Consider the following 25,635-nt stretch of genomic DNA (forward strand, 5'->3'; position numbering starts at 1 on the left):
GTGTTGCACCGGCCATGACGACTCTGGGCAGGTTGGGCCGGGCGGGCGCGTAGAAGACGCCGGCGACGGCGCGCGCTCCGGCGCGGGCGACCGCGCGCACGTCGGCCTCGTCGCGCCAGGCGACGATGCGGCCACCGTCGACCTCGAAGGTGCCCCGGACCTGGAACTGGACCCGCAGCGGCCCGTAGACGAGGGCCGTGACGCGCTCGGTGACGGCCACGGCGCAGCCGGACTGCTCGGACGCCAGCAGGACCGCCTGCATCGCGACGCGAGTCCGCGCGTGCCAGCGGAAATGGCGCGCGATGGCGACCCGACCGCGCAGGGGCCTGCCGCCGGTGCGCCGGTACACGACGTGCTTCGCGAGCAACCTCTCGGCGATGTCGTAATCGCCGCTGCCCAGGGCGTCGACGAAGCGCTCCGCGACGTCCTGCGGCGACCACAGCGGGGAGTTGTTCACGTTATCGATGGTGCCGATGTGGCGTGGACGCCGCGCGAACTGGACATGACGGAATGGCGAAGCTTCGATTTCGCTCCTGAGCGGGCGGTTCGGTAGACTGTGCGGCGACCTTCTCGGCGAGGGCGGCCCCGGCCGCCGTGATCGACGCGAACGGCACTTCTCCCGCGGATCCGCAGGGCGCAGTGCGGGCCGCCTCGGACGCCGGGGCCGCATCACCGCACCGAAGGAGTCTCATGTCCGAGACCAACAAGCTCGTCGCCACCGTCCGCACCGAGTTCGGCAAGGGCGCCGCGCGCCGCGCCCGTCGCGACGGCCTCGTGCCCGTCGTGCTCTACGGCCACGGCACCGAGCCGCAGCACTTCACCGTCGTCGCCCGCGACTTCGCCACCATCCTGCGTAAGGACGGCACCAACGCCGTGCTGAACCTGGACATCGACGGCAAGGAGCAGCTCGCGCTGACCAAGCAGGTCGTCGTGCACCCGCTGCGCAACTACATCGAGCACACCGACCTCCTCGTCATCAAGAAGGGCGAGAAGGTCACCGTCTCGGTGTACGTGATCATCGAGGGCGAGCCGATCGGTGGCGCGCAGGCGTCGCTGGAGCTCAACGAGATCGAGATCGAGGCCGACGCGCTGAACATCCCCGAGAACGTCGTGGTCAACGTCCACAACCTCGAGCCCGGCACCCAGATCACCGCCGGCGAGCTGAAGCTCCCCGCGGGCGTCACCGTGCTGACCGACCCCGAGGCCCTGGTCATCAACATCACCGAGATCGCTTCCGCGGCGTCCGAGGATGAGGATGAGGCCGAGGCCGCCGAGGCTGCCGAGTAACTGAAATGACCGACCGGCCACTCATCGTCGTGGGGCTGGGTAACCCCGGCGAGAAGTACGCCGGAACCCGGCACAACATCGGCTTCGACGTGGTCGACGAGCTCGCATCGCGCGCCCGCACCTCCTTCTCCCGGCACAAGAAGTCGGGGGCGGAGGTCGCGGGCGCGCGGCTCGTCGGCCGCCAGGTGTACCTGGCGAAGCCGCAGTCCTTCATGAACCTCTCGGGCGAGCCCGTGGGCGCGCTCGCGCGGTTCTACTCGGTGGAGCCGACCGACGTGATCGCCGTGCACGACGAGCTGGACATCGACTTCGGTCTCGTCCGGCTCAAGCGCGGCGGCGGCGAGGGCGGCCACAACGGGCTCAGGTCCCTCACGCAGCACCTCGGTACGCGCGACTACCTGCGCGTCCGGGCCGGGATCGGCCGACCGCCCGGCCGGCAGGACCCGGCAGACTACGTGCTCAAGCCCTTCGCCAAGACGGAGAAGCCCGAGGTGCCGCTGCTGATCGCCAACGCCGCGGACGCGGTCGAGCTGCTGATCCGTGACGGCCTCGAGCCCGCCCAGAACACGGTGCACACCTGGTGATCGCCTTCCGCCGGGTCACGCGCGAGGACTTCCCCCTCCTCGCGTCGTGGCTCGGCGAGCCGCACAACCGGCGGTGGTGGCACCACGAGACCTCCCCCGAGGCGATCGAGCGCGACTTCGGGCCGTCGGTCGACGGTGCCGAGCCCTCGCTCGACTTCCTCGCCCTCGACGAGACGGGGGTGGCGTTCGGCCTGATCCAGCGGCAGCGGTGGATCGACTACGCCGACGAGCCGGAGACCGTGGCGGTGGCGTCGCTGGTCGACCTCGGGCCCGCGGACTGGGGCGTCGACTACCTGATCGGCACCCCCTCCGCCACCGGGCGGGGCCTCGGCACAGCCATGATCGCCGCGATGTGCGAGGTGATCTTCACCGAGCTGGCCGGCGAGAGGGTCGTCGTCGCCGTCGCGGCGGGAAACCGTCGCTCCTGGCGCGCGCTGGAGCGCGCCGGCTTCGCCCTCGTCGGCCACGTCGACATCCCGCCCGACAACCCCGTCGACCCGCCGGACCACGTGGTCTACGCGCTTTCGCGCCCCGCCTGACCGCGACACGATCTACCTGCGCGAACAGGTAGACTGGCTCCCCGTGAGTTCCATTGCCGACGAGGTCTCCCGCCGCCGCACCTTCGCCATCATCAGCCACCCCGACGCGGGTAAGTCCACGATGACGGAGGCCCTGGCGCTGCACGCCCGGGTGATCAACGAGGCCGGCGCGATCCACGGCAAGGCCGGCCGCAAGTCGACGGTCTCCGACTGGATGGAGATGGAGAAGGCGCGCGGCATCTCCGTCAGCTCGACGGCGCTGCAGTTCAACTACACCTCCGCGGGTGCGGACGCGGACGCGGAGCCGTCCGTGATCAACCTGGTGGACACCCCCGGCCACGCCGACTTCTCCGAGGACACGTACCGCGTGCTGACGGCCGTCGACGCGGCGGTCATGCTCATCGACGCCGCGAAGGGCCTGGAGCCGCAGACTCTCAAGCTCTTCCAGGTCTGCCGCCACCGCGGGATCCCCGTCATCACCGTCATCAACAAGTGGGACCGGCCGGGCCGCACGCCGCTGGAGCTGCTCGACGAGATCTCCGAGCGCATCGGCCTCACGCCGACTCCCCTGTTCTGGCCCGTCGGCATCGCGGGCGACTTCCGCGGCCTGCGCGACGTGCGCAAGGACGAGTACGTGCACTTCACCCGCACGGCGGGCGGCGCGAAGATCGCTCCGGAGGAACATCTTTCGACCGACGCCGCGCTCGATCGCGAGGGCGAGGTGTGGACCGAGGCGGTCGAGGAGACCGAGCTCATGACCGAGATGGGGCAGGGCCACGATCAGGAGATGTTCCTGGCGGGCCAGACCTCGCCGGTGATCTTCACCTCGGCGATCCTGAACTTCGGTGTGCGGCAACTGCTGGAGGCCCTCGTCGAGCTGGCGCCGGCGCCGCACTCGCGCACCGCGATCGACGAGTCCGAGCGCGAGGTGACCGACCCCTTCAGCGCCGTGGTCTTCAAGGTGCAGGCGGGCATGGACGCCGCGCACCGGGATCGCCTGGCGTTCATGCGGATCGTCTCCGGCGAGTTCGAGCGCGGCATGGTCGTCCAGCACGCGCAGACCGGCAAGCCCTTCGCCACCAAGTACGCGATGACGGTGGTCGGCCGCGACCGCGAGACCGTGGAGACCGCCTACCCCGGCGACGTCGTGGGCCTGGTCAACGCCAACGCCCTCGCCCCGGGCGACACCCTGTACGACGGTGCCAAGGTCCAGTTCCCGCCGATCCCCTCGTTCGCGCCGGAGCACTTCGCGGTGGTCCGCGCCGACTCCGCGGGCAAGTACAAGCAGTTCCGCAAGGGCATCGAGCAGCTCGGCACCGAGGGCGTGGTCCAGTTGCTGCGCAACGACGTTCGCGGCGACGCCTCGCCCGTCATGGCCGCGGTCGGCCCCATGCAGTTCGAGGTCGTCGTCGCCCGGATGAAGACGGAGTTCAACGTCGACGTCCAGGTCGAGAACCTCGGCTACTCGGTGGCGCGCCGCACGGACGCCGCCAGCGCGGATGAGCTCAACCGGCAGCGCGGCGTCGAGGTCTTCGAGCGCAACGACGGCGCGCTGCTCGCCCTGTTCTCGGACAAGTGGCGGCTGCAGTACATCGAGAAGGAGCACCCCTCCCTCTCGCTCGAGCCGCTGGTCGCCGCGGCCGACTGACCCTCGGCTCACAGAGTTGTGTTCTACAACTCAGTGCGCGGCCCGGCGACCGGGACGAGGATGGATCACGTCACGACTTCGAGAGTGAGGATCCGTTCATGACCGACATCCGCAAGGTCACCGTGCTCGGCACCGGCGTACTCGGCGCGCAGATCGCCTTCCAGACCGCGTACAGCGGCTTCGAGGTGACCGCGTACGACATCGACGACGCCGCGCTCGAGCGCGGCCGCGCCACCTTCGCCGGGCTCGTCGCCACGTACGAGCGAGAGGTCGACGGGGCCGCGGACGGCAGGGCCGCCGCCGCCCTGGGCCGGCTGACCCTGACCGCGGATCTGGCCGCCGCGGCGCGCGAGGCGGACCTGATCATCGAGGCGATCCCCGAGATCCTGGAGCTCAAGCGGGAGACCTTCGGGAAGCTGAACTCGCTCGCGCCGGAGGCGACGATCTTCGCGACCAACTCCTCGTCGTTGCTCCCGAGCGCGATCGCGGACGCGACGGGCCGCCCGGATCGGTTCCTGGCCCTGCACTTCGCGAATCGCATCTGGACGTCGAACACCGCCGAGGTGATGGGGACGCCGGCGACCTCGCCGGACGTCTTCGACACCGTCGTCGAGTTCGCCGGCGAGATCGGCATGGTGCCGATCCCCATCCACAAGGAGAAGGCGGGTTACGTCCTCAACTCGCTCCTCATCCCGTTCCTCAACGCCGGCGTCGAGCTCGCCGCGGACGGCTACGCGACGCCGCAGGACGTCGACAAGGTGTGGCGGATCGGCACCGGCTCGCCGATGGGCCCCTTCCAGATCCTCGACATCATCGGGCTGAACACGCCGTACAACATCATGTCGGCCGGCGACGAGCGCAATCGCGGCTTCGCCGCGTGGATCAAGGAGAACTACCTCGACCGGGGCCGCACCGGACTGGCCGCGGGCAAGGGCTTCTACGACTACGAGTAGTCCGCTGCCGGGCCCGGCGCCCCCTCAGAACCGGGGGCTGTCGGCGCCCGGCGCGTCGCGGGGATGATCCCCCGGGTCGATGGGCGTCGCGGAGCCCGGCCCCGCATCGCGGGCCGATCCCGAATCCGACTCCGGATTCATGTTTCCGGGCCACAGCGCGGACCCCGGCGGCACGTTCGAGTGATTGGCGCCGCCGCCGGGCGCACCGCCGGGAGCGACCGCCGACGGGCTCACCACATGGTCTCTGGGCTGCGCGGCGGCAGGCCCGGCCGCGAGGAGGGCGGCGCCGGCTCCGGCGGCGACCAGTCCGACGGCGAGCCGTCGTGCGAGGGGCGGGACTGCGGGATTCCGTTTCTCGTTCATACTTCGACCGTACCGACGGATTTCACGAAACCGACTGGCTGAATACAGCTTTCACGAAGCCGACACAAACGGACGAACGTCACGGAACCGACGGTGGGACCGTCGCGATTCCTTCACATCACCGTGCGTGGCGTGCGCCACGGTCAGCGGGAGACGGCGAGGTTCGCGGCACAGCGAGCGCGGACTTCGCCGATGAGGCGGTCGGCCTCGGCGGCGTCGATCAGGCCGCGGGCGGCGAGGGCGAGCAGCCCGTTGATGCCGGCCCAGCACTGGATCACCTCGCTGCGCGCCGCGTCGGCCGGGTCGCCGACGGCGACGATCACCGCGTCCAGCGCCGTCGCGAGGTAGCCGCGCACCTCCGCCCGGGCGGCGCGCACCACCTCCGAGTCCTCACCGTGCACGTCGGTGAGGCCCAGCAGCCGGAAGGCGATCGGCTCGCGGCGGTGGAAGTCGAGGTACTCGTCGAAAGCCCGGCGCGCGGCCTCCTCCCCCGCGCTTCCCGCGACTGCTGCCCCCATCGCCGCGACGTGCTCGCTGCCGACCCGGCAGGCCAGCACCGCGTAGAGGTCCGCCTTCCCGCCCGGGAAGTTCGAATAGATGCTGGTCAACGCGACGTCCGCGGCGGCGGCCAGCTCGTCGACGGAGGTGCCCCGATAGCCCTGCGGCCGCCCGTACAGGTCCCGCGCCGCGTCCAGCAGCGCGGCACGCGTGCGGCGGCGGCGCTTGTCCGCGGGTTCCGTCAGGAGCGATTCCATGGCACTATCCTAGTCATACTTCGTTTTCATAGTCAGACTAGGAAAACTTCGATGACCGTCTCGCCCGATCAGCTCGACGCCGGCGCCGCCGACGGCTCCGAGATCATGCGGCAGTTCGTGCCCGCGTCGCCCTTCGTCGCTCTGCTCGGGGTGCAGCTGGAGGAGATCTCCGACGGCGCCGCCACGCTCCTCGTGCCCTACCGGCCCGATCTGACGACGGTCGGCACGATGATGCACGGCGGCCTCATCGCGGCGGCCGCGGACATCGGCGTGATGGTCGCGGCGTGGGCGGGCCGCCCGGTGCCGGACAAGCTGCGCGGCGTCACCGCGTCGCTGTCGCTGAACTTCATCGCCCCGTTGATCGCGGACGGCCTCCGGGTGCGGGCGCACCGCCTGTCCACGGGCCGGAAGACCAGCCACGTGCGGTGCGACATGTACTCGCAGACGGGCGACGTGTTGGTCGCGAGCGCTACGGGCACGTACCAGGTGGGCTGACGCCGGCACTCACACGCGGGCGCGCTGCGGGACCTCGCGGGCGAGGAGCAGCGCGACGGCGCCGAGCAGCGTGCCCGTGATCCGGCGCTGCCACGCCGCCCACGTCGGGCGCCGCGCGATGAGCGCCGCCACCGCACCCGCGGCGATCACGATCGCGGCGTTGACCAGCATCGACACCGTGATCTGGATACCCCCGAGGAGGAAGCCCTGCGCGGCGACGTGCCCGCGGGAGGGGTCGACGAACTGCGGGATCAGAGCGAGGTACATGATCGCCGCCTTGGGGTTGAGCAGGTTGGTGAGGAGCCCCATCCGGAAGAGCTTCGCGCTCGAGTCGCGCGGCAGGTCGGTGGTCTCGAACAGCCCGCGGCCGCCCGGACGCAGCGCCTGCCACGCGAGACAACCCAGATACAGCGCGCCGGCGGCCTTGAAGCCCATGAAGAGCCACGGCACCGCCACGAAGACGACGGCCAGCCCCACGTTCGCGAGGGTGAGGTAGACGAGGAAGCCCGCCCCGGTGCCGGCCAGCGAGATCAGTCCGGCCGCGCGGCCCTGGCCGATGCTGCGGGAGACGAGGTAGATCATGTTCGGCCCGGGCGTGAGCACCATCGCCAACGCCGTCACCACCATTCCCGCCACCGCGGTCCACGAAACGATCATGAGACCCATCCTCGTGAGCAACTGGCATCGGAGTACATATCCAGTCGAGTGTGACTGGCATCCGCGTGAACGCGGGCGCGACGTCGCACCCCCCGAGTTCCGGACACTATGAAATCGTGACCGCCAGTGACACCCGGAACCACGACATATCCGGTGTGTCACTGGCGGTCACGCTGTCATAGCCGTTCGAGCTCACACAGCGGCTCACGCGTTGCGAGCCGGTCCGCAGTCAGTGCGACGCGGGGAGCGGGCCGGCGCCGACGCCGACGCTCACGCGATCGCCGTCCGATGCGTGGCGACGGTCCGCGATCGCGAGCGCGATGATCGCCGCGGGGACGAGGATGTCGACGATGAGGATGCCGCCGGTGTTGCCGGGCTGGTGGTCACCGTGCGCGAACCACTGGTCGAGATGCCCGAACGCCGCGCCCCACAGGAAGATCGCGTAGCCGACGCCGTAGGCGAGCCGGAATCCCCGATGCCGGAAGACCAGGACGAAGGCCATCGCCGCGAAGCCCAGATTGGTGAAGGCGATCTCGAATTGGAAGGGATTCCCGGCGGGGAATCCGATCTCGTTCGCCATCACGTCCGGAACGAGGAGGAAGAAGACGCCCACCCACGCCGCGCCCAGGCCGGCGGCGACGAGCATCGCCCGCTGCCAGATCTCGAGACGCTCGCCGGGCCGGCGGGAGGAGCGGACAGCGGCCCAGATCGCCGCGGCGATCGGGAAGATCAGCGGGGTGGACGTGTGGATGAGGTACTGCGTCGATGCGTTCATAACTCAGTCTTAACACGTTAATATTAACGGGTCAAGACTCCTGTAGCCTGGAGACATGAACGATCCCGACGAGGGCCTGGGCGACGTGCTCAACCACATCACGATGCTGCTCGGTGTCGTGACGCGCGAGTACGGAGCCCCCGGCGCGCTGAGCTACAGCCGGATGCGGCTCCTGGGCACCCTCGAGGAGGTGCAGCCCGCGACGCAGCACGAGCTGGCGCAAGCGATGCTCGTCTCCGACGCGGCCGTCAGCCGCATGCTGACCGCGCTCGCGCCGGAGGGGCTGGTCACCGTCGAACCCGATCCCGAGCACGCCCGCCGGCGCCTGGTGCGCCTGACGGACAAGGGTGCGGAGCAGTTCCACGCGTCGAGCACCGACTACGCGGCCCAGCTCGAAAAGGCCCTCACCGCACAGGACTTCCCGTACGAGCGCTATCTCCGCGACAGCATCGTGCTGCGCGACTTCCTCGCGACCGCTGCCGGCCGCGGCTGATCCGCGAGCGGATCAGTTGCCGATGATCGCCTCGATCTCGCGCTCCTCGACGTCGCTGACCGACGCGGGCGAGAACTTCGGGTCGCGCGTCTTGTCGACGAGCACCGCGCGGATCCCCTCGACGAAGTCGGGGCGGCGGACCAGGCGGGCGCCCACGACGGCCTCCTCGTCGAGGCACTGTGCCAGGGTCCGGTTGCGCGACTCCTGAATCAGGTCGAAGGTGACGAAGACCGAGGTGGGGCAGGCCGTGGAGAGCTGCTCGCGGGCAGTGTCGGCCCAGGCGCCGGACGTCGTGGCGAGGCCCGCGAGGATCTCGGTCACCGAGTCGCGACCGAAGACGTCGGCGATCTCGTCGAGCGGCAGGGTCGAGGCGGGGGCGGTGTCGCCGAAGCGCGCGAGGACACCGTCGAGCTCCTCCCCGGCGAGGAGGGCGGCCTTGACGTCGGGCATGGCCGACGAGGGCACGAAGTGCGTCGCGAGCCCGACGGCGAGCGCGTCGCCGGCGCCGATCCGGGCGGCGGTCATGCCCATGAGCTCGCCGAAGCCCTTCGGGAGGCGGCCGAGGATGTGCGTGGCGCCCACGTCGGGGAGGAAGCCGATCGCGACCTCGGGCATGGCGATGAGCGCCTTCTCCGAGACGACGCGGTGCGAGCCGTGGATCGAGACGCCCACGCCGCCGCCCATGTTCACGCCGTCGATGAGGGCGATCACGGGCTTGGGGAACTCCGCGAGGCGCAGGTTCATGTCGTACTCGTCGCGGAAGAACGGGGTGAAGTCCTCCCCCGCCACCACCTGGTCGCGGATGGCGCGGATGTCTCCGCCGGCGCAGTAGGCCTTGGGCGAGGCGGAGGTGAGGAGCACGCGGGTCACGGCGTCGTCGGACTCCCAGGCCTGCAGCGCCGCGTCGATCGCGTGCACCATGTCCATGGTGAGCGCGTTGAGCGCCTTCGGACGATTCAGCTCGATGTGGCCGGTGCCCCCGGCCACGGTGGTGACGATCTCGGCGTCGCTCACAGCCCACTCCTCGCGATTAGTCGCATATCCAACTAAATCAGTATGGCAGGTGCCCGCGTAACCTGGACGCGCGATGGCGAATCTTCTCGGCGCGGATGCGCTGCACCTCGAGTACCCGACCAAGACGGTCTTCGATTCGGTCTCCCTCGGCGTCAACGAGGGTGACCGGATCGGCATCGTCGGCCGCAACGGCGACGGCAAGTCCAGCCTGCTCGGCCTGCTGGCCGGCACCCGCGAGCCCGATTCCGGCCGCGTCACCCGACGCGGCGGCGTCCGGGTGGGCGTGCTCACCCAGACCGACCTCTTCGACGACGAGGACACCGTCGGCCACTCCGTGGTGGGCGACACCCCCGAGCACGTCTGGGCGGGCGATCCGAAGGTACGCGATATCCTCGCCGGCCTGCTCACGGACCTGCCGTGGGACGCGCGCCTCGGCGAGCTCTCCGGTGGGCAGCGTCGCCGGGTGCAACTGGCGCAGCTCCTCGCGGGCGAGCACGACGTGCTGATCCTCGACGAGCCGACGAACCACCTGGACGTCGAGGCGATCGAGTGGCTCGCCGGCCACCTCAAGACCCGCTGGCCCGCGAACCAGGGCGGCCTGCTCATGGTGACCCACGACCGGTGGATCCTCGACGAGGTCTGCACCGCGACGTGGGAGGTGCACGACCGCATCGTCGAGCCCTTCGAGGGCGGTTACGCCGCGTACATCCTGCAGCGCGTCGAGCGCGACCGGCAGGCGGCGTCGATCGAGCAGAAGCGGCAGAACCTCGCGCGCAAGGAGCTGGCCTGGCTGCGCCGCGGCGCCCCCGCCCGCACCAGCAAGCCCAAGTTCCGGATCGACGCGGCGAACGCGCTCATCTCCGACGTCCCCGAGATCCGCGACAAGACCGAGCTGCAGTCGCTCGCGGTCTCGCGGCTCGGCAAGGACGTCGTCGACATCCTCGACGTCGGCGTGGCGTATGGCGACAAGCAGGTGCTCAGCGACGTCGAGTGGCGCGTCGCGCCCGGCGAGCGCACCGGCATCCTCGGCGTCAACGGGGCGGGCAAGTCGACGCTGCTCGGCCTCATCGACGGTGCCGTCCAGCCCACGACCGGCACCGTCAAGCGCGGCAAGACCGTCAAGGTGCAGACGCTGACGCAGCGGCTCGACGAGCTCGAGCAGCACTGGGAGGATCCGGTCCGGGTGGTGCTGGCGAACCTCGCCACCAGCTTCACCGTGGGCAGCGGCTCCAAGGCGCAGGACCTGACCCCCTCGCAGCTGCTGGAGCGGCTGGGCTTCGCGAGCGCGCAGCTCTCGACGCCGGTCAAGGACCTCTCCGGCGGACAGAAGCGGCGCCTGCAGCTGCTGCTCATCCTGCTCGACTCGCCGAACGTGCTGATCCTCGACGAGCCGACCAACGACCTGGACACCGACATGCTGGCCGCGATGGAGGACCTCCTCGACTCGTGGCCGGGCACGCTCATCGTGGTCTCGCACGACCGCTACTTCCTCGAGCGCGTCACCGACCAGCAGTACGCGATCCTCGAGCGCCGCCTGCGGCACCTGCCCGGCGGCGTCGAGGAGTACCTCGCCCTGCGGCGCGCCCAGCACGGCGCGGGCTCCGGATCCGGTTCCGGTTCCGGCCGTGCGGGTTCGACGGTGCCCGCCACCTCCGACTCCGGCGCCCCGGCCGAGTCCGGGCTCAGCGGCGCCGAGCTGCGGGCGGCGCAGAAGGAGGTCACGGCCGTCGAGCGCCGGATGACCAAGCTGACGGAGCAGGTCGAGAAGGCGAAGCTCGCGCTCGCCGAGCACGACCAGGGCGACTACGCGGGCCTCGCTGAGGAGATGAAGAAGATCTCCGCGCTGGAGGACGAGCTGGCGGAGCAGGAACTGCGGTGGCTCGAGCTGTCGGAGGCGCTCGAATAGGCGATCCGCTCACGAATTTCCACTCCTCGTGGCAGGCGCGACGCAGATGTCCGCGGCCGGCCGCTGAGTTGGAATTCGTAGACGCGATCATGCCGAAGCGCCGGCCGAGGCGCGGTTGACCCGCGCGCCGACCGGCGCTTCCTCGCTCGGCTCAGGCGACGTTCGCCGCGTACTTCGCCGGGTCCGAGTCGAACTTCGGGGCGCACGAGGGGCAGCAGAAGAAGTACCGCTCGCCGTCGAAGTCGCGGAACAGTCCGCGCGCCTCGGCGGTGGACTTCACCACCGGGTTGCCGACCATGACGGGGCAGGTGGTGTTCTCGTCCGCCGCCTGCGCGGTGTTCGCGGGCGCGACGCTCAGCCGGATGTCCTCGGGCTGCGAGGAGTTCGTGCTGCAGCAGCTCATGTCGGTGGTGTCCTCTCGATCGGTGGAAGGGATCCGGTCTCCGGGGCGATCGGCCGGAGCCCGCCCCGCCGCGCTGCGGAATCCACGCAGGCGCAAGCTGTTCCCGACGACGAAGACGCTGGAGAAGGCCATCGCCGCGCCGGCGAGCATCGGATTGAGCATGCCGAGCGCCGCCACCGGGATCGCCGCGACGTTGTAGGCGAAGGCCCAGAACAGGTTCGTCTTGATCGTCCGGAGGGTGGTGCGCGACAGGCGGATCGCGTCGACGGCGGCCCGCAGGTCCCCGCGGACCAGGGTGATGTCCGCCGCCTCGATCGCGACGTCGGTGCCCGTGCCCATCGCGAGTCCCAGGTCGGCGGCGGCGAGCGCGGGGGCGTCGTTGACCCCGTCGCCGACCATCGCCACGACGCGGCCCTCGGCCTGCAGGCGGGTCACCACGGCGACCTTGTCCTGCGGCATGACCTCGGCGATCACCTCGTCGATGCCGACCTCCGCCGCGATCTTCCGGGCGGCGGCCTCGTTGTCGCCGGTGAGCAGCACGGGCGTCAGACCCAGTGCCCGCAGCTCCCGGATCGCCTCCGCGCTGGTGGGCTTCACGACGTCGGAGACCACGAGGATCCCCCGCGCCGCGCCGTCCCAGCCGACCGCGACGACCGTCGCGCCCTGCGCCTCGGCGTCCGCCTTGGCTGCGACGAGCCCGTCGGACAGGTGCAGCGCCCAATCGGCGAGCAGCGACTCGCGACCCACGATCACGCCGTGGCCGTCGACGACACCCTGCACACCCTGTCCCTCGACGTTCGCGAAACCGTTGACGGAAGAAAGGATTCCGACCTTATCCGCCGCGCCCTTGGCGATCGCCTGGGCGATCGGGTGCTCGGAGGCGTCCTCGAGGGCGCCGGCGTAGCGCAGCACGTCGATCTGGTCGACGCCCTGCTCGGTGATCACGTCGACCAGGGTCATCCGGCCGGTGGTCACGGTGCCGGTCTTGTCGAGCACGACGGTGTCGACGCGGCGGGTCGATTCGAGGACCTCGGGCCCCTTGATGAGGATGCCCAGCTGGGCGCCCCGGCCGGTGCCGACGAGCAGCGCCGTCGGCGTGGCGAGGCCCAGCGCGCAGGGGCAGGCGATGACGAGGACGGCGACCGCGGCGGTGAACGCCGCCGAGACCGGGAAGCCCGCGCCGAGCCAGCCACCCAGGGCGACCGCGGCGATGGCGATGACGATCGGCACGAAGACGCCGGAGATCCGGTCGGCGAGGCGTTGCACCTCGGCCTTGCCGGTCTGCGCCTCCTCCACGAGCCGCGCCATCTGCGCGAGCTGCGTGTCCGCGCCGACGCGGGTGGCGCGCACCACGAGTCGTCCGCCCGCGTTGACCGTGGCGCCGGTGATCGCGTCACCCGGTCCGACCTCGACGGGCACCGATTCGCCGGTGAGCATCGAGGCGTCGACCGCGGACGTCCCGGAGACGACCACGCCGTCGGTGGCGATCTTCTCGCCGGGCCGCACGATGAACTCGTCGTCCGCCCGCAGCTCGTCGACGCCGATCTTCACCTCGGCCCCGTCGCGCAGGACGGAGACCTCCTTGGCGCCGAGTTCGAGCAACGCGCGCAGCGCCGCCCCGGCCCGCCGCTTGGAGCGCTTCTCGAAGTAGCGCCCGGCGAGGATGAACATGGTGACGCCGGCGGCCACCTCGAGGTAGATGTTCGCGGCACCGTCGGACGGCGCGAGCGTGAGGGAGAACGGGTGCGTCATCCCCGGCTCCCCTGCGGTGCCGAGGAAGAGGGCGTACAGCGACCACAGGAACGCCGACAGTGTGCCCATGGAGATGAGCGTGTCCATCGTGGCCGTGCCGTGCTTGAAGTTCGCCCACGCCGCCTTGTGGAAGGGCCATGCGCCCCACAGGATCACGGGCGAGGCCAGCGCCAGCGAGGCCCACTGCCAGTAGGTGAACTGCCACGCAGGGATCATCGCCATGGCGATGACGGGCGCGCTGAGCACGACGGCGCCGATGAGCCGGGTGCGGAGCGAGGCCAGCTCGACGTCCGCGGGGGTGCTCTCCTCGCCGCCCGGCCCCGACGGTGCCGCCGCCCCGGACAGCGTGGCGCTGTAGCCGGTGCCGACGACCTCGTCGATGATGCGCTGCGGGTCGACGCCCTCGGGCGCGACGACCTTCGCCTTCTCGGTGGCGTAGTTGACGGTGGCGCTCACGCCGTCGATCTTGTTGAGGCGCCGCTCGATCCGATTGGCGCACGAGGCGCAGGTCATGCCACCGATGTCCAGCTCGATGTGCGCGCCGCCGGTGGTACTGCCGGGTGTGCTCATGGTCGATTCCTCCTCTTCTGTGGTGGTCAGTGCCCGCCGTGGCCGTCGGCCGGAGCGGGGGCGGATGGGGTCGTGAGGTTCGGCGGCGCCGCGGACGCGGCCGCGTCGACGACGAAGCTCGCAGTGCGCACCACCCCGTCGACCTGGAAGTCCAGGTACAGCAGGTAGCGCCCCGCGGTGGGGGCCTGCGTCTGGAAGGCGATGGCGGGCCCGCCGGTGTCCCCCGGCTTCGGCTCGGCACCCTCGGGGTGCACGTGTAGGAAGGCGAGATCGCCCTGGCGGAGCGCGACGAGGTGGCCGAAGGCGCCGAGGTAGGGCTGCAGCGCGGTGACGGGCGCGCCGTCGCGGCTCACGCGCAGCGTGACGGGGCTCGAGGCACCGGCGACGAGGTCACCGTCGAGCTGGACGGTGAAGCCGTCCACCTGAGCCGTGCGCGACCGGGCCGGGTCGGCGGGTGCGTAGCCGCCGGCGACCTCGACGGTGCGCGTGAGCGTGACGGCGGACCCGGTCGCGGGCGCGAGGTCGGCGTAGAGGCGGTAGGTGCCCGCCTCGGCCCAGCTCCACGGCAGCGACCAGACGCCGGTGGCGCGGTCGAGCGTGGGATGGACGTGGCGGAACAGGCTGCCGTCGGCGCGGACCACGATGAGGTGCAGGTCCTTCTCGTGCGTGGTCGTGTACGCCGTCACGGGTGCGCCGGCGGCGTCCTCGATGCGGAAGCTCAGGGCGCCGGCCTCCCCGACCGCGCGCGGCGCGGCGACGGGGGCGAAGGTGAGCCCCTCGGCGCTGAGCGAGACGCCCTTGAGCGCGGTCGGCGCCGCGGGGGCGGCTGCGGCCGGGGCGGCGTGCCCGCCGTGGCCCTGGTCCGCCTGCGCGTTCCACTGGGCGACGGTGCCGTCCGGCACCACCGCGCCGGCGATGCCGTAGGCGCCGCCGAAGGCGATCACGAGGCCGGCGCCGTAGACCGCCAGCTTGGCCGCCGGATTCATCGAGCGCCGCGTCGTCTCCCGGCCGTCCATGGTTCCTCCTCGATCAGGGGTACCCCCAGTGGGTATCTGATTCGAACCTATACCCCTAGGGGGTATGGCGCAAGGAGTTGTCCGCCATTCATCCGAGAGGGTGGGGTGAGGCGCGCGGCGGCGCGAGGGGGCGTGCGCCTACGGCACGACGGTGGCGCCCGGCACCGGGCCCGAGGCGACGCGCACCGTCCGGCAGACACCGGCGCCCGCGAGCTCGGTGCCCACGTCGACGGCGTCGTCGGCGCTCGCGCAGAGGAACGCACAGGTGGGGCCGCTGCCGGAGACGATGCCGGCGAGCGCGCCCGCCTCGATGCCGGCGCGCAGCGTGCGCCGTAGTCCCGGCTGCAACGAGAGCGCGGCCGCCTGCAGATCGTTGGTGAGCAGCGGCGCCAGGCGGTGCGGATCGCCGGATGCCACGGCGGCGAGCAGCGCGTCGGGACTGCCTGCGCGCGGCGGATCGCCGGCCTCGCGCAGCCGGTCGAGCTCGCGGTACACGGCGGGGGTACTCAGGCCCTCGCGGGCCAGCGCGAGCGTCCAGTGGAATTCGCCGCGAGCCAGCGCGGGGATCAGCCGCTCGCCGCGGCCGGTGCCGAGCGCGGTGTGACCGTGCAGCGAGAAGGGCACGTCGGAGCCGAGCGTCGCGGCCACCTCGTCGAGGTCGTCGCGGCCGATCTCGAGGCCCCAGAGGGTGGCGGCGCCGAGCAGCGCGGCGGCCGCGTCCGCGGATCCGCCGGCCATCCCGCCCGCCACGGGGATGCCTTTGGCGATGTCGATGCGCATGTTCGGGTCCCGGCCGTACCGCTCCGCGAGCGCGACGACGGCGCGCGCCGCCAGGTTGGTGGGGTCGGTCGGCACGTCGCGGACGCCCTCGCCGGTCACATGCAGGGTCAGCGCGTCGGACGGGGTGAGGGTCACGTCGTCGTGCAGGGAGAGCGCCTGGAAGACGGTGACCAGCTCGTGGAAGCCGTCGGGCCGCACGTCGCCCACCCCGAGGTGGAGGTTCACCTTGGCGGGCGCCCGCACGGTCAGGGGGGTCGGTACCACGGAAAGCACGCGGTCCAGACTACGGGGCGGCGTCGGCGGGCCGAGCGGCGGCGAGGGCGGCGAACTGCTCGACCGACAGCTTCTCGCCGCGTTCACGCGGGTCGATACCCGCCGCGACCAGCAGCTCCTCCGCCGCGGCGGGCGATCCCGCCCAGGTCGCGAGGGCGGCGCGCAGGGTCTTGCGGCGCTGCGCGAAGGCCGCGTCGACGGCCGCCCACAGGCGGACCCGGTCCACGTCGGGCCGGCCGCCGGGGCCGTGCAGGTCGATCCGGACCAGGCCGGACTCCACGTTGGGCTCGGGCCAGAACACCGCCCGCCCGACGGTGCCGGCCTTGCGCACGCGCCCGTAGTACGCCGCCTTCACCGACGGGACGCCGTAGACGCGCGAACCCGGGGGCGCGGCGAGCCGGTCGGCGACCTCCAGCTGCACCATGACCAGCACGGTCCGCAGCGTGGGGACCTCGGCCAGCAGGTGCAGCAGCACCGGCACCGAGACGTTGTACGGGAGGTTCGCGACGAGCACCGTCGGCGATCCCGCGACGGACACCTGCGCACCGGAGACCTTGAGCGCGTCCTCGCCGATCACCGTGAGGTTCCCCGCGAATTCCGGCGCACGTTCGGCCACCGTCTTCGGGAGCTGTTCCGCGAGAACGGGATCGATCTCAATGGCGGTGACGGAGGCGGCGGCGTCGAGCAGCGCGAGGGTGAGGGAGCCGAGGCCGGGCCCCACCTCGAGCGCGACGTCGTCCGGGCGCACGTCGGCGGCAGCGACGATCTTGCGGACCGTGTTCGGGTCGTGCACGAAGTTCTGCCCCAACGTCTTCGTGGGACGAACGGACAACTGCCCGGCCAGCGCGCGGATCTCCGCGGGGCCGAGCAGTCGTGCTTGATTCTTGAACTCGGCGCCGGTCACAACGGCTGAGTCTACTTACTCCGAGTTGCCGGACAGGCCCAGCTTCGACGAGCACGAGGGCCATGCGCCCCAGCCCTGGCCGCGGAGGGTCTTGCGGGCGATGTCGATCTGCTCCTCGCGGGTCGCGAGATCGGCGCGGGGCGCGTACTTGCCGCCGCCGAACGCGATCCACGTCTGCTGCGTGAACTGGACGCCGCCGTAGAAGCCGTTGCCGGTGTTGATGGCCCAGTTGCCGGTGGCCTCGCACTGCACCAGGCGGTCCCACACGGAGCCCGGTGCCACGTAGGGCGCGCCCGGGGCGGTGCCGACGGCGGTGACGCCGGCGATGCCCGCGTCGAGGACCTTGGAGCCGATCCGCTCGCGGGAGACGACCTTGCCGTCCACCACGTGCTCGCGGTACTGAACCTCCTGCTTGCCCGGCTTGCCCGGGTTCGTGACCTGCGTCTTGCCGTTGGTCAGCTTCGGGTCGTCGACCTTCTTCGGCGGCGCCGTGTACGGCTCGGTGACCGTCACGGTGGCGGTCCGGTTCCGGTTGACCGAGATGGTCATGCCGGGGGTGACGGGGGTGTTGGCGCTCGGCTTGACGGCGTCCTGCTGGATCAGCGGGACGCCCATCTTGGCCAGGTACTCGCCGACGGTGCGCCCGGCGGCGTTGGCGACGACCTTGCCGCCCGCGTCGAGCACGGTGGCGGTGACGGGCGTGACCACCGAGACGGCAGCACCGTCGAGCGGCACCTGCGCGTCGAGCGGGAGGGAGACGAAGTTCTTCGCGTCGCCGAGGCCGGCCGAGGCGAGGGCGGCGCCGAGCGTTAGGTCGGTGGTCTTGACAGTGCGGACCTTGCCGTTGACGTTGACCGCGATGTCGCGGTCGTGCTGCACGGTGATCTGCTGACCGGGCTTGACCGACTCGCCGAGGCCGGGGCTCACCCGGTCCGAGGCGTCGGCGTCGATGCCGGCGGAGCCGAGGATCGACTTCACCGAGCGGCTCATCGTGGAGACCTCGTGGGTCTGCCCGTCGACGGTGACCGTGAAGTCCTGGTACAGCGCGGCGGCGGTGCCGCCGGAGGCCATCAGGGCGACCAGCATGGCGCCGGTGACGGCGCGGACCGGGGTGTTCTCGAGCTTCGCCGACAGGCCGTCGAGGATTCCGGGCTTGTCGTCGTCGGACGCGGTCTCCGCGGCGGGCTCAAGGACCTCGTCGGCCTCGGTGTCGAGGACGGCGGGCTCGGGGAGCGCCTCGGCCTGCGGGTGCTCCGCGTTGTACTTCTCCTCGGCCTCGAGGGCCAGGCTCTCGGCCTCCGCGACGGCGTCGTCGCCGTAGACCTCGGCCTCGAGGTCGATGATCTCGCGGTCCGCCTCGGGATCGAGGGGCCGGCCCTCGATGTCGGTGAACCGGGCGAAGACCTGGGTCACGTCGAACTCGGCGGTGCGCTCCCGGGTGGAACCGAAGGCGCCGCGGCGCGGGTGCGAGGTGGGCTGATCCACCGTGGTGGTGTTGTCGTCTGCGTCGAGCTCAGGCACTGGTGACTTCCCATGGGTGGACTGCAGGTGTGGCGCTCGGCGACGTTTCGGTCGCCGTTACATCACAGTACGGTAACGGAGAAGTGGGAGGCGTGCCAGCTTCTGTTCATTTCGCGCCCGCGAATGTGGCCCCGAACACACGCTCCGCCGTCGCGGTGGTGGCCGCCGCGATCTCCTCGGGAGCGACTCCGCGCAGGTCAGCGAGGTAGCGCGCGGTATACGGGATGCAGTACGACTCGTTGGGCGTACCCCGGTACGGGTGGGGTGTGAGAAACGGCGCGTCGGTCTCGACGAGCAGTTGATCGTCCGGAACGAGGCGCGCGGCCTCCTGCAGCTCCGTCGCGTTCGTGAACGTCACGGTGCCCGAGAAGCTCAGGACGTAGCCGCGGTCCACGCACTCGCGCGCCATCGCCGCGTCGCCGGAGAAGCAGTGGAAGATCACCGTCTCCGGGGCGCCGAAGCGCTCGAGGTCCGTGAGGATGTCGGCGTCCGCCTCACGGTTGTGGATCATCAGCGGCTTGCCCAGGCGCTTCGCCAGGTCGATGTGCCACTCGAAGGCCGCGTGCTGCTGCGCCGGCGTCGCGACGTCCTCCCGCTTACCGAGCCAGTACCAGTCGAGCCCCGTCTCGCCGATCGCCACGCACCGCGGGTCGGAGGCCAGGCGCTCGAGCTCCGCCGGCGCACCGTCGACCTCGAGCTGGTGCGCGTCGGTCGGGTGCAGGGCCACGGCGGCGAAGACCCGCTCGTCCCAGCGGCTCGCCTCGATGACGTACCGCGCCTGGTCGAGATCACAGGCGACGGTGACCACGCGGTCGACGCCGACGGACGCCGACCGGTCGACCAGCTCCCGCACGGCCTCGGGCGTGCGGGCGCGGCATCCGTCGAGGTGCGTGTGCGCGTCGACGAGGCCGGGCAGCGGCGCGGGCAGCGGAGGCGGCGGCTTCTTCTTCCCCATGCGCTCCATTGTCCCGGTACCGCTCCGGGGCCCCGTCTTCGGACCATGTTTAATCCGACGTTAAGCAGCCGCGAAGCCGTGCCTGGTGTGCTCCGTGCGGTGTCCGACCGAGGAGAACGAATGAAGAAGTCCGTCCTGTCCGCCGCTGTCATCGGCGGTGCCGCGTTGCTCGCCGCCTGCAACACGACCGGCGGGGAGCCCGTCGCGGCCCCGTCGTCGGGATCGCCGGCCGTCTCGTCGTCGGCGGCGCCCAGCGCGCCCGCCGGGACGACGGTGCCGGTCCCCGCCGGCCTGGACTACGGCGCGTACCCGACGAAGGCCCGCACGATCACCGCTTCGGAGAACCGGTCGTGGGTGGCCGAGGGCAATCGGATGGGCGACGAGGCGCTCATCCAGGCCAACGAGGTCGACCCGCGGCTCATCATCGGCGGCGCGGGGCTGCGCTCGTACCCCGTGCTCGTCGGCGATGGCCTCCGCAGCCGCGTGCCCGACGCCACCGCCCGGGCCTTCCAGGCCAACAAGATGCGGGTGGGCATGACGACCACGCGCGGCGACGCGCTCGACAAGCCGACCGTCGCAGTGCGGATCGGCCTCTACCGCTTCGAGACCCCCGACGCCGCGAAAGCGGCCCTCGACGCCATCCGCACCGCCACCGCGTCCGCCCCGAAGGTCCGCGTCACCGTCGACGGTGCGCCCGACGTGCTCGCGTCCGAGTTCAAGCCCGGCACCGTCGACGCCTACGTCGTGCAGGGGCCCTTCGTCGTGAACGTCAGCGGCACGGGGCCGACCACGGATCAGGGCGCGCAGTTCGTGACCAAGGCCTACGGTCTGGAGCTGCCGAAGCTCAAGGCGTTCACGCCGACCGCCGTCGACCAGATCCGCAAGCTCGACCTCGACAAGGACGGCATCCTGTCCAGGACGCTCCCCGCGCCCGACGCACAGGATCCGACCCTCTTCGAGAACTGGTACACGTGGAACGGGCAGCTGCACCGAATCCAGGACATCACCAGGACCGAGACCTATCTCGCCGCCGGCATCGACCTGATCGGCAACACGGGCGCCGGCAGCGTCGTCTATCGCACGCGCGATGCCGCTGCCGCGACCACGATGGTGCAGACCGCCGCCGCCAAGAACCCCGCCGTGCCGGGCATCCCCCAGCTCCCGTCGGTGAAGTGCATGACGGGCGGCAGCCTCACGTACTGCTGGGTGCCCGTCGGGCGCTACGTCGGATCGGTCCAGGACAGCAACGCGGCGCTCGCGCGGCAGAAGGCGGCCGCCCAGTTCTCCATCCTCGCGACCACGCCGTAGGCCCGCCGGCCGGGGCGCGGGAGACCGCGTCCGGCCGAGGTACCGCGGCTACTCGGACTCGGGCTCGACGTACCGGGGGAAGACGCCCTGCGGCTTGGGGAGCGCGGTGCCCGCGGCCAGTCGGGTGCCGACGGCCTCGAACGTGCGCCGGTCCTTCGGCTGCTCGAGCAGGGTCAGCAGTTCCTCCGCCGACTCCGGCATCACCGGCTGCAGCAGCAGCGCGACCTGGCGGACGACCTCGGCGGTCGTGTAGAGCACCGTGCCCATGCGCTCGGGGTCGCTCGCCTTGAGCTTCCACGGCTCCTGCGCCGAGAAGTACCGGTTGGTCTCGGCGAGGACCTCCCAGATCGCCTCGAGGTACAGGTGCAGCGCCTGGTCGCCGACGTGCCGGCGGACCGTCGACAGCAGGCCGTCGGCCCGGGCGAGGAGCGCCTCGTCGGCGGGCGTGAACGGGCCCGGCGTGGGGACCGTGCCCGCGCAGTTCTTGTTGATCATCGACAGCGAGCGCTGCGCCAGGTTGCCCAGCTCGTTGGCGAGGTCGGCGTTGATCCGGCCGACGATCGCCTCGTGGCTGTAGCTGCCGTCCTGGCCGAAGGAGACCTCGCGGAGCAGGAAGAAGCGCAGCGCGTCGAGGCCGTACTCGGCGATGAGGGCGTGCGGGTCGACGACGTTGCCGACCGACTTGCTCATCTTCTCGCCCTTGTTGAACAGGAAGCCGTGGGCGAAGACCCGCTCGGGCAGCTCGACCCCGGCGCTCATGAGGAACGCAGGCCAGTACACGGCGTGGAACCGGATGATGTCCTTGCCGATGATCTGCAGCTTGGGCGGCCAGAACGTCTGGAACTGCGCCGACTCGGTGTCGGGGTAGCCGGCGCCGGTGAGGTAGTTGGTCAGCGCGTCCACCCAGACGTACATCACGTGATCCGGGTCGCCGGGGACGGGCACGCCCCAGTCGAAGGTGTCGCGGCTGATCGAGAGGTCCCGGAGTCCGCCCTTGATGAAGCTGACGATCTCGTTGCGCCGCGTCGCGGGCTCGAGGTAGCCGCCCTCGCGGTCGAGCAGGGCGAGCAGCCGGTCCTGGTACGCGGACAGCTTGAAGAAGTACGACGCCTCCTCGGTCCACTCGACCTCGGTGCCGGTGTCGGTGGAGACGCGGGTGCCGTCCTCGGTGACGGTGGTCTCGTCCTCGGCGTAGTAGGCCTCGTCGCGCACGGAGTACCAGCCCGAGTACTTGCCCAGGTAGATGTCGCCGGCGTCGACCATCTTCTGCCAGATGGCCTTCGACGCCTCGTAATGATCGGCGTCGGTGGTGCGGATGAACCGGTCGAAGGTCGAGCCCACGGCGCGCTGCAGCGCCTCGAAAGCGGCGGCGTTGCGATCCGCGAGCGCCTTGACCTCGATGCCCTCCTTGGCGGCGGTCTGCTGCATCTTGATGCCGTGCTCGTCCGTGCCGGTGAGGAAGAAGACCTCGTGGCCGTCGAGTCGCTGGAAGCGCGCGATCACGTCGGTGGCGATGTACTCGTAGGCGTGCCCGATGTGGGGCACGCCGTTCGGGTAGGCGATCGCCGTGGTGATGTAGAAAGCCTTGTCTGCAGCCATGGTGCGCCCAGCTTATCGGTGCACTGCAAGCGTGTTCCGGGCGGAATCGCGAAGTGGATCGACGGGGCCCGGCGCCGTCCGGGACGGACGTCAGCCGGCGAGGGCGGAGGCGGGAACCGCGTCCAGCGCGACGACGGCGCCGGACTCGTCCAGCCGGAAGCGGGCGATGTCCCGGCCGTAGCGGACGTAGACCACGTCGTAGTCCACGCCGATGACCTCGGTGTCGACGGTCGGAACAGCGGCGGCGGTACCCGCGTACTCGCCCTCCGCGTAGAACCGGACCTGGCTGCGTTCGCCGTGGGCGACGTGCACCCAGGCCAGTCGCTCGCCGAGGGCCGTACCTCCGTCGATCACCGGATTCATCACTCCTCCTCGTGAGTTGGGGTGGCGGGCGGATCGGGTGGGTGGGAGAGATCCGCCGGCCGAGACCCACTCTTCCGGCCCGCGCCCTCCGCGCACATCCGGTGAAACCCCCATTCCTCCCCGAGATCGCCCGGCGGCGCCGTGACAGGATGGCGCGGTGCAACCGGTCGACATGCTGCGGGCGCTACGCGAGCGCGGCCACCGGCCCGCCGCGCTGTTCGGCGCGTGGGGCGGCTTCCGCGCCGTGATCGCGCCCGCGCCGCAGCTCGATCCGGGCATCGCGCCCGACGGTGCGCCGTGGCTCGGGATCGTCGGCTACCCGGACACGACCGGCGAGCCCCGCCTGGTCCCGGCGGTCATCGGCGGCGATCCGGGCCCGCTGCTCCTGCTCGACGCCGACGGCCGTTGGGCCTGCACCGATCCCGCGTTCCCGATCCCCGACGCCGCGCCTGCCCCGCGCCCGTGGGCGGCCGCGTGGACCCCGCCCGACCGGGGCGATCATCGCGCAGCCGTGCTCGCGTGCCAGGAGGCGATCCGCGCGGGCGACGTCTACCAGGTGAACGTGTGCACCCGCTTCGGCGGCGACCTCACCGGCGACCCGCTGGACCTGTTCGCCGACATCGCCGCCGCCACCCGCCCCGCCAAGGCCGCCTACCTCGAGGGCGACTGGGGCGCGGTCGCCTCGTTCTCCCCCGAGACCTTCCTCACCGAGCGCGACGGCCTGCTCACGGAGCGGCCCATCAAGGGCACGCTGCCGCTGACCAGGCCGGCGGAGGACCTGCGTGCCAGCGTCAAGGACGTCGCGGAGAACGTGATGATCGTCGACCTGGTGCGCAACGACCTCAGCCGCGTCGCCGCGACCGGCACGGTCCGCACGCCGGAGCTGCTGCGGGTCGAGCCGGCGCCCGGGGTCTGGCACCTGGTCTCGACGGTCACCGCGCGGCAGCGGCCGGGCACCACCCGCGCGCAGCTGCTCGACGCGACCTTCCCGCCGGCGTCGGTCACGGGCACCCCGAAGCTCTCCGCCCGGGAGCGGATCACCGCGTGGGAGCGGCACACGCGCGGCAGCTACTGCGGCGCGATCGGCATCGACCATCCGCTGACCGGGTTGGACCTCAACGTCGCGATCCGCACCGTCGAGGCGCGCGACGGTGCGCTGCGGCTCGGCGTGGGCGGCGGCATCACCATCGACTCCGAGCCCGACGCGGAGTGGCGCGAGTGCCTCGACAAGGCGGCGTCGATCGTCGGATTCCCGGCGCCGGGGGCGGAGCGAGCGGACCCGTTCGAGCCGGGATCTCCCCCGCACGGGTGACGACGGCCCGCGCCAGCGGGCACCAGGCTGGGACCATGATCGACCTCCGCACTCCCGCACTCCGCCACTTCCTGCTGCTCCTGGCGGTGGCCTTCGCCGCCGGGCTCGCGTTCGGCGGCCACCTCTACACCCAGCGCGATCCCGTCGTCGCCGGCTTCGTCCCGTGGACCGCCGCCTGGCCGCAGCACGCGGTGGTGGCCGTGATCGGGGCACTGCTCGTGCTCGGGATCCGGGCCCGACGGTGGCCGCCCCGCACGCCCGCCCTCACACCGGCGCGGCTGGCGCTCGCGGCGCCGCTGCTGTTCCTGCTGGTCTTCGCCGCCTTCCGGGCGGGCGTGCAGGTGCTGGCCGGGCTGGACCCGAACTTCACGGTGAACGCGTGGGGCGGCCCGACGTACCTCGGCGCGATGGCCTGCCACTACCTCGATCTCGCGGTGGGCGGCATCGTCGTGGTCGGGGCGCTCCGGCTGATCCTCATGCGCCGGGCGTCAGCGGCGGGCGCGAGCGGGGTTCCGCGCGCGGCGGCCGCCTGACGTTCCGGTACCGGGTCAGTCGTCGGAATCCGAGCGCCGCTGCGCGAGCGCCGTCTCGTAGAGGTCGCGCTTGGAGGCGCCGGTCTCCGCGGCGACGGCGGCGCAGGCGTCCTTGAGCCGCTCCCCCGCGTCGACGCGGCGCAGCACGGCGGCGACGTGGTCCTCGGGGTCGGCGGAGACCGGATCGGCGCCGGAGACCACGACGGTGATCTCGCCGCGCACCCCGTCGGAGGCCCACGCCGCGAGCTCGCCCAGCGTGCCCCGGCGGACCTCCTCGTAGGTCTTGGTGAGCTCGCGACACACCGCGGCGCGCCGCTCGGTTCCCAGCACCTCGACGGCGTCGGCGAGGGTGTCGGCGAGCCGGTGCGGCGACTCGAAGAACACGGCCGCCCGCCGCTCGGTGACGAGCTCCGAAAGCCAGGACCGCCGGGCACCGGACTTGCGCGGGGCGAAACCGTCGAACAGGAACCGCTCGACGGGCAGCCCCGACAGAGCCAGCGCGGTGGTCACGGCCGACGGCCCGGGCAAGCAGGTGACCCGGTGTCCGGCCTCGACGACCGCCGCGACCAGGCGGTATCCGGGGTCGGAGACCGAGGGCATGCCTGCGTCGGTGATGAGGAGGACGCTCTCGCCGGCATCGAGCGCGGCGAGCAGTTGCGGGATGCGACCGGCCTCGTTGTGGTCGTAGAAGCTGAGCACGCGCCCGGCGATCTCCACCTCCAGCGAGGCGGCCAGGGAGCGCGCCCGACGGGTGTCCTCGGCGGCGATCACGTCGGCGGATCCGAGCGCCGCGATCAGGCGCGCGGTGGCGTCACCCGGGTTGCCCATCGGCACTCCGGCGACGATCAGTGCCCCGCGCGCGTCCTCTGTTCCCACG

26 protein-coding genes are annotated in these 25,635 nt (G+C 71.5%); 11 read left to right on the forward strand and 15 right to left on the reverse strand.

Features of this window, described 5'->3' with window-relative positions; all coding sequences use genetic code 11:
• Positions 1 to 457 (reverse strand): limonene-1,2-epoxide hydrolase family protein (locus tag LB823_RS10340; protein ID WP_308011436.1); only part of this gene is annotated, 457 nt, incomplete at its 3' end.
• A 233-nt stretch (positions 458 to 690) separates the two neighbouring features.
• Here LB823_RS10340 and LB823_RS10345 point away from each other — a divergent pair.
• The 5 genes from LB823_RS10345 to LB823_RS10365 all read left to right on the forward strand — a co-directional run bounded on the left by LB823_RS10345 (position 691) and on the right by LB823_RS10365 (position 5,011).
• Positions 691 to 1,287, forward strand: a complete 597-nt coding sequence (locus LB823_RS10345; protein WP_224646945.1) for a 50S ribosomal protein L25/general stress protein Ctc — start codon at positions 691 to 693, stop codon at positions 1,285 to 1,287.
• Between the two features lie 5 nt (positions 1,288 to 1,292).
• Positions 1,293 to 1,871 carry an aminoacyl-tRNA hydrolase gene (pth, locus tag LB823_RS10350; protein ID WP_224646948.1) on the forward strand — a complete coding sequence of 193 codons (579 nt, stop codon included), beginning with the start codon at positions 1,293 to 1,295 and terminating at the stop codon, positions 1,869 to 1,871.
• Positions 1,868 to 2,410 carry a GNAT family N-acetyltransferase gene (locus LB823_RS10355; RefSeq protein ID WP_224646949.1) on the forward strand — a complete coding sequence of 181 codons (543 nt, stop codon included), beginning with the start codon at positions 1,868 to 1,870 and terminating at the stop codon, positions 2,408 to 2,410. Before pth ends, LB823_RS10355 begins: the two co-directional genes overlap by 4 nt.
• Before the next feature lie 43 nt (positions 2,411 to 2,453).
• Positions 2,454 to 4,058 (forward strand): peptide chain release factor 3, encoded by a 1,605-nt coding sequence (locus tag LB823_RS10360; RefSeq protein ID WP_224646950.1) that lies wholly within the window; start codon positions 2,454 to 2,456, stop codon positions 4,056 to 4,058.
• Positions 4,059 to 4,156: 98 nt separating this feature from the next.
• Complete coding sequence (locus tag LB823_RS10365; protein ID WP_224646951.1) at positions 4,157 to 5,011, forward strand: 3-hydroxyacyl-CoA dehydrogenase; 855 nt, start codon at positions 4,157 to 4,159, stop codon at positions 5,009 to 5,011.
• Between the two features lie 24 nt (positions 5,012 to 5,035).
• Here LB823_RS10365 and LB823_RS10370 read toward each other — a convergent pair whose 3' ends face one another.
• Positions 5,036 to 5,374: a hypothetical protein gene (locus tag LB823_RS10370; RefSeq protein ID WP_224646952.1), complete on the reverse strand. Its 339-nt coding sequence runs from the start codon at positions 5,372 to 5,374 to the stop codon at positions 5,036 to 5,038.
• 143 nt (positions 5,375 to 5,517) lie between these two features.
• Positions 5,518 to 6,129, reverse strand: coding sequence for a TetR/AcrR family transcriptional regulator (locus LB823_RS10375; RefSeq protein WP_224646953.1), 612 nt, complete (start codon positions 6,127 to 6,129; stop codon positions 5,518 to 5,520).
• 51 nt (positions 6,130 to 6,180) lie between these two features.
• Between LB823_RS10375 and LB823_RS10380 the strand changes: the two genes are divergently transcribed.
• A complete protein-coding gene (locus tag LB823_RS10380) occupies positions 6,181 to 6,624 on the forward strand; it encodes a PaaI family thioesterase (RefSeq protein WP_224646954.1) in 444 nt (147 codons plus the stop codon).
• A gap of 9 nt (positions 6,625 to 6,633) precedes the next feature.
• Here LB823_RS10380 and LB823_RS10385 read toward each other — a convergent pair whose 3' ends face one another.
• Both LB823_RS10385 and LB823_RS10390 read right to left on the reverse strand, forming a co-directional pair.
• Positions 6,634 to 7,281 (reverse strand): LysE family translocator, encoded by a 648-nt coding sequence (locus LB823_RS10385; protein ID WP_255603366.1) that lies wholly within the window; start codon positions 7,279 to 7,281, stop codon positions 6,634 to 6,636.
• A gap of 229 nt (positions 7,282 to 7,510) precedes the next feature.
• Entirely contained in the window at positions 7,511 to 8,056 is a 546-nt protein-coding gene (locus LB823_RS10390; protein WP_224646955.1) for a DUF6790 family protein, read from the reverse strand.
• Between the two features lie 55 nt (positions 8,057 to 8,111).
• Between LB823_RS10390 and LB823_RS10395 the strand changes: the two genes are divergently transcribed.
• The gene (locus tag LB823_RS10395) at positions 8,112 to 8,549 is read left to right on the forward strand and encodes a MarR family winged helix-turn-helix transcriptional regulator (protein ID WP_224646956.1); all 438 of its coding nucleotides are present in this window, start codon (positions 8,112 to 8,114) and stop codon (positions 8,547 to 8,549) included.
• Between the two features lie 12 nt (positions 8,550 to 8,561).
• On the opposite strand, the gene LB823_RS10400 is transcribed toward LB823_RS10395, so the two are convergent.
• Positions 8,562 to 9,563: an enoyl-CoA hydratase/isomerase family protein gene (locus LB823_RS10400; RefSeq protein WP_224646957.1), complete on the reverse strand. Its 1,002-nt coding sequence runs from the start codon at positions 9,561 to 9,563 to the stop codon at positions 8,562 to 8,564.
• 73 nt (positions 9,564 to 9,636) lie between these two features.
• Here LB823_RS10400 and LB823_RS10405 point away from each other — a divergent pair, with 73 nt between their 5' ends.
• Positions 9,637 to 11,469 carry an ABC-F family ATP-binding cassette domain-containing protein gene (locus tag LB823_RS10405; RefSeq protein ID WP_224646958.1) on the forward strand — a complete coding sequence of 611 codons (1,833 nt, stop codon included), beginning with the start codon at positions 9,637 to 9,639 and terminating at the stop codon, positions 11,467 to 11,469.
• Between the two features lie 151 nt (positions 11,470 to 11,620).
• On the opposite strand, the gene LB823_RS10410 is transcribed toward LB823_RS10405, so the two are convergent.
• From LB823_RS10410 to LB823_RS10440, 6 genes are all read right to left on the reverse strand, one after another.
• The gene (locus LB823_RS10410) at positions 11,621 to 14,194 is read right to left on the reverse strand and encodes a heavy metal translocating P-type ATPase (protein WP_224646960.1); all 2,574 of its coding nucleotides are present in this window, start codon (positions 14,192 to 14,194) and stop codon (positions 11,621 to 11,623) included.
• A gap of 26 nt (positions 14,195 to 14,220) precedes the next feature.
• Positions 14,221 to 15,180, reverse strand: coding sequence for a heavy-metal-associated domain-containing protein (locus tag LB823_RS10415; RefSeq protein ID WP_224647068.1), 960 nt, complete (start codon positions 15,178 to 15,180; stop codon positions 14,221 to 14,223).
• A gap of 168 nt (positions 15,181 to 15,348) precedes the next feature.
• The gene (locus LB823_RS10420) at positions 15,349 to 16,263 is read right to left on the reverse strand and encodes a 4-(cytidine 5'-diphospho)-2-C-methyl-D-erythritol kinase (protein WP_224646961.1); all 915 of its coding nucleotides are present in this window, start codon (positions 16,261 to 16,263) and stop codon (positions 15,349 to 15,351) included.
• Between the two features lie 10 nt (positions 16,264 to 16,273).
• On the reverse strand, positions 16,274 to 17,167 hold the full coding sequence (rsmA, locus tag LB823_RS10425; protein WP_224646963.1) for a 16S rRNA (adenine(1518)-N(6)/adenine(1519)-N(6))-dimethyltransferase RsmA: 894 nt from the start codon (positions 17,165 to 17,167) through the stop codon (positions 16,274 to 16,276).
• A 15-nt stretch (positions 17,168 to 17,182) separates the two neighbouring features.
• On the reverse strand, positions 17,183 to 18,688 hold the full coding sequence (locus LB823_RS10435; RefSeq protein WP_308011437.1) for a transglycosylase family protein: 1,506 nt from the start codon (positions 18,686 to 18,688) through the stop codon (positions 17,183 to 17,185).
• A 106-nt stretch (positions 18,689 to 18,794) separates the two neighbouring features.
• On the reverse strand, positions 18,795 to 19,643 hold the full coding sequence (locus LB823_RS10440) for a TatD family hydrolase (RefSeq protein WP_224646965.1): 849 nt from the start codon (positions 19,641 to 19,643) through the stop codon (positions 18,795 to 18,797).
• A 120-nt stretch (positions 19,644 to 19,763) separates the two neighbouring features.
• On the opposite strand from LB823_RS10440, the gene LB823_RS10445 reads away from it, so the two are divergent.
• Positions 19,764 to 20,951 carry a hypothetical protein gene (locus LB823_RS10445; protein WP_224646966.1) on the forward strand — a complete coding sequence of 396 codons (1,188 nt, stop codon included), beginning with the start codon at positions 19,764 to 19,766 and terminating at the stop codon, positions 20,949 to 20,951.
• Between the two features lie 48 nt (positions 20,952 to 20,999).
• Here the strand turns inward: LB823_RS10445 and metG are convergent, their stop codons facing one another.
• The gene (gene metG / locus LB823_RS10450; protein WP_224646968.1) at positions 21,000 to 22,550 is read right to left on the reverse strand and encodes a methionine--tRNA ligase; all 1,551 of its coding nucleotides are present in this window, start codon (positions 22,548 to 22,550) and stop codon (positions 21,000 to 21,002) included.
• Positions 22,551 to 22,640: 90 nt separating this feature from the next.
• Positions 22,641 to 22,913 carry a hypothetical protein gene (locus tag LB823_RS10455; RefSeq protein WP_224646970.1) on the reverse strand — a complete coding sequence of 91 codons (273 nt, stop codon included), beginning with the start codon at positions 22,911 to 22,913 and terminating at the stop codon, positions 22,641 to 22,643.
• A 157-nt stretch (positions 22,914 to 23,070) separates the two neighbouring features.
• Here LB823_RS10455 and LB823_RS10460 point away from each other — a divergent pair, with 157 nt between their 5' ends.
• Together LB823_RS10460 and LB823_RS10465 are read left to right on the forward strand one after the other, a co-directional pair.
• Positions 23,071 to 24,225 carry an aminodeoxychorismate synthase component I gene (locus LB823_RS10460; RefSeq protein WP_224646971.1) on the forward strand — a complete coding sequence of 385 codons (1,155 nt, stop codon included), beginning with the start codon at positions 23,071 to 23,073 and terminating at the stop codon, positions 24,223 to 24,225.
• A gap of 35 nt (positions 24,226 to 24,260) precedes the next feature.
• The gene (locus LB823_RS10465) at positions 24,261 to 24,758 is read left to right on the forward strand and encodes a hypothetical protein (RefSeq protein ID WP_224646972.1); all 498 of its coding nucleotides are present in this window, start codon (positions 24,261 to 24,263) and stop codon (positions 24,756 to 24,758) included.
• Positions 24,759 to 24,773: 15 nt separating this feature from the next.
• Here LB823_RS10465 and rsmI read toward each other — a convergent pair whose 3' ends face one another.
• Complete coding sequence (gene rsmI / locus LB823_RS10470; protein WP_224646973.1) at positions 24,774 to 25,634, reverse strand: 16S rRNA (cytidine(1402)-2'-O)-methyltransferase; 861 nt, start codon at positions 25,632 to 25,634, stop codon at positions 24,774 to 24,776.
• Between the last annotated feature and the right edge of the window lies 1 nt (position 25,635).

It is taken from the genome of Tsukamurella sp. M9C (assembly GCF_020169415.1).
GTDB lineage: Bacteria > Actinomycetota > Actinomycetes > Mycobacteriales > Mycobacteriaceae > Tsukamurella.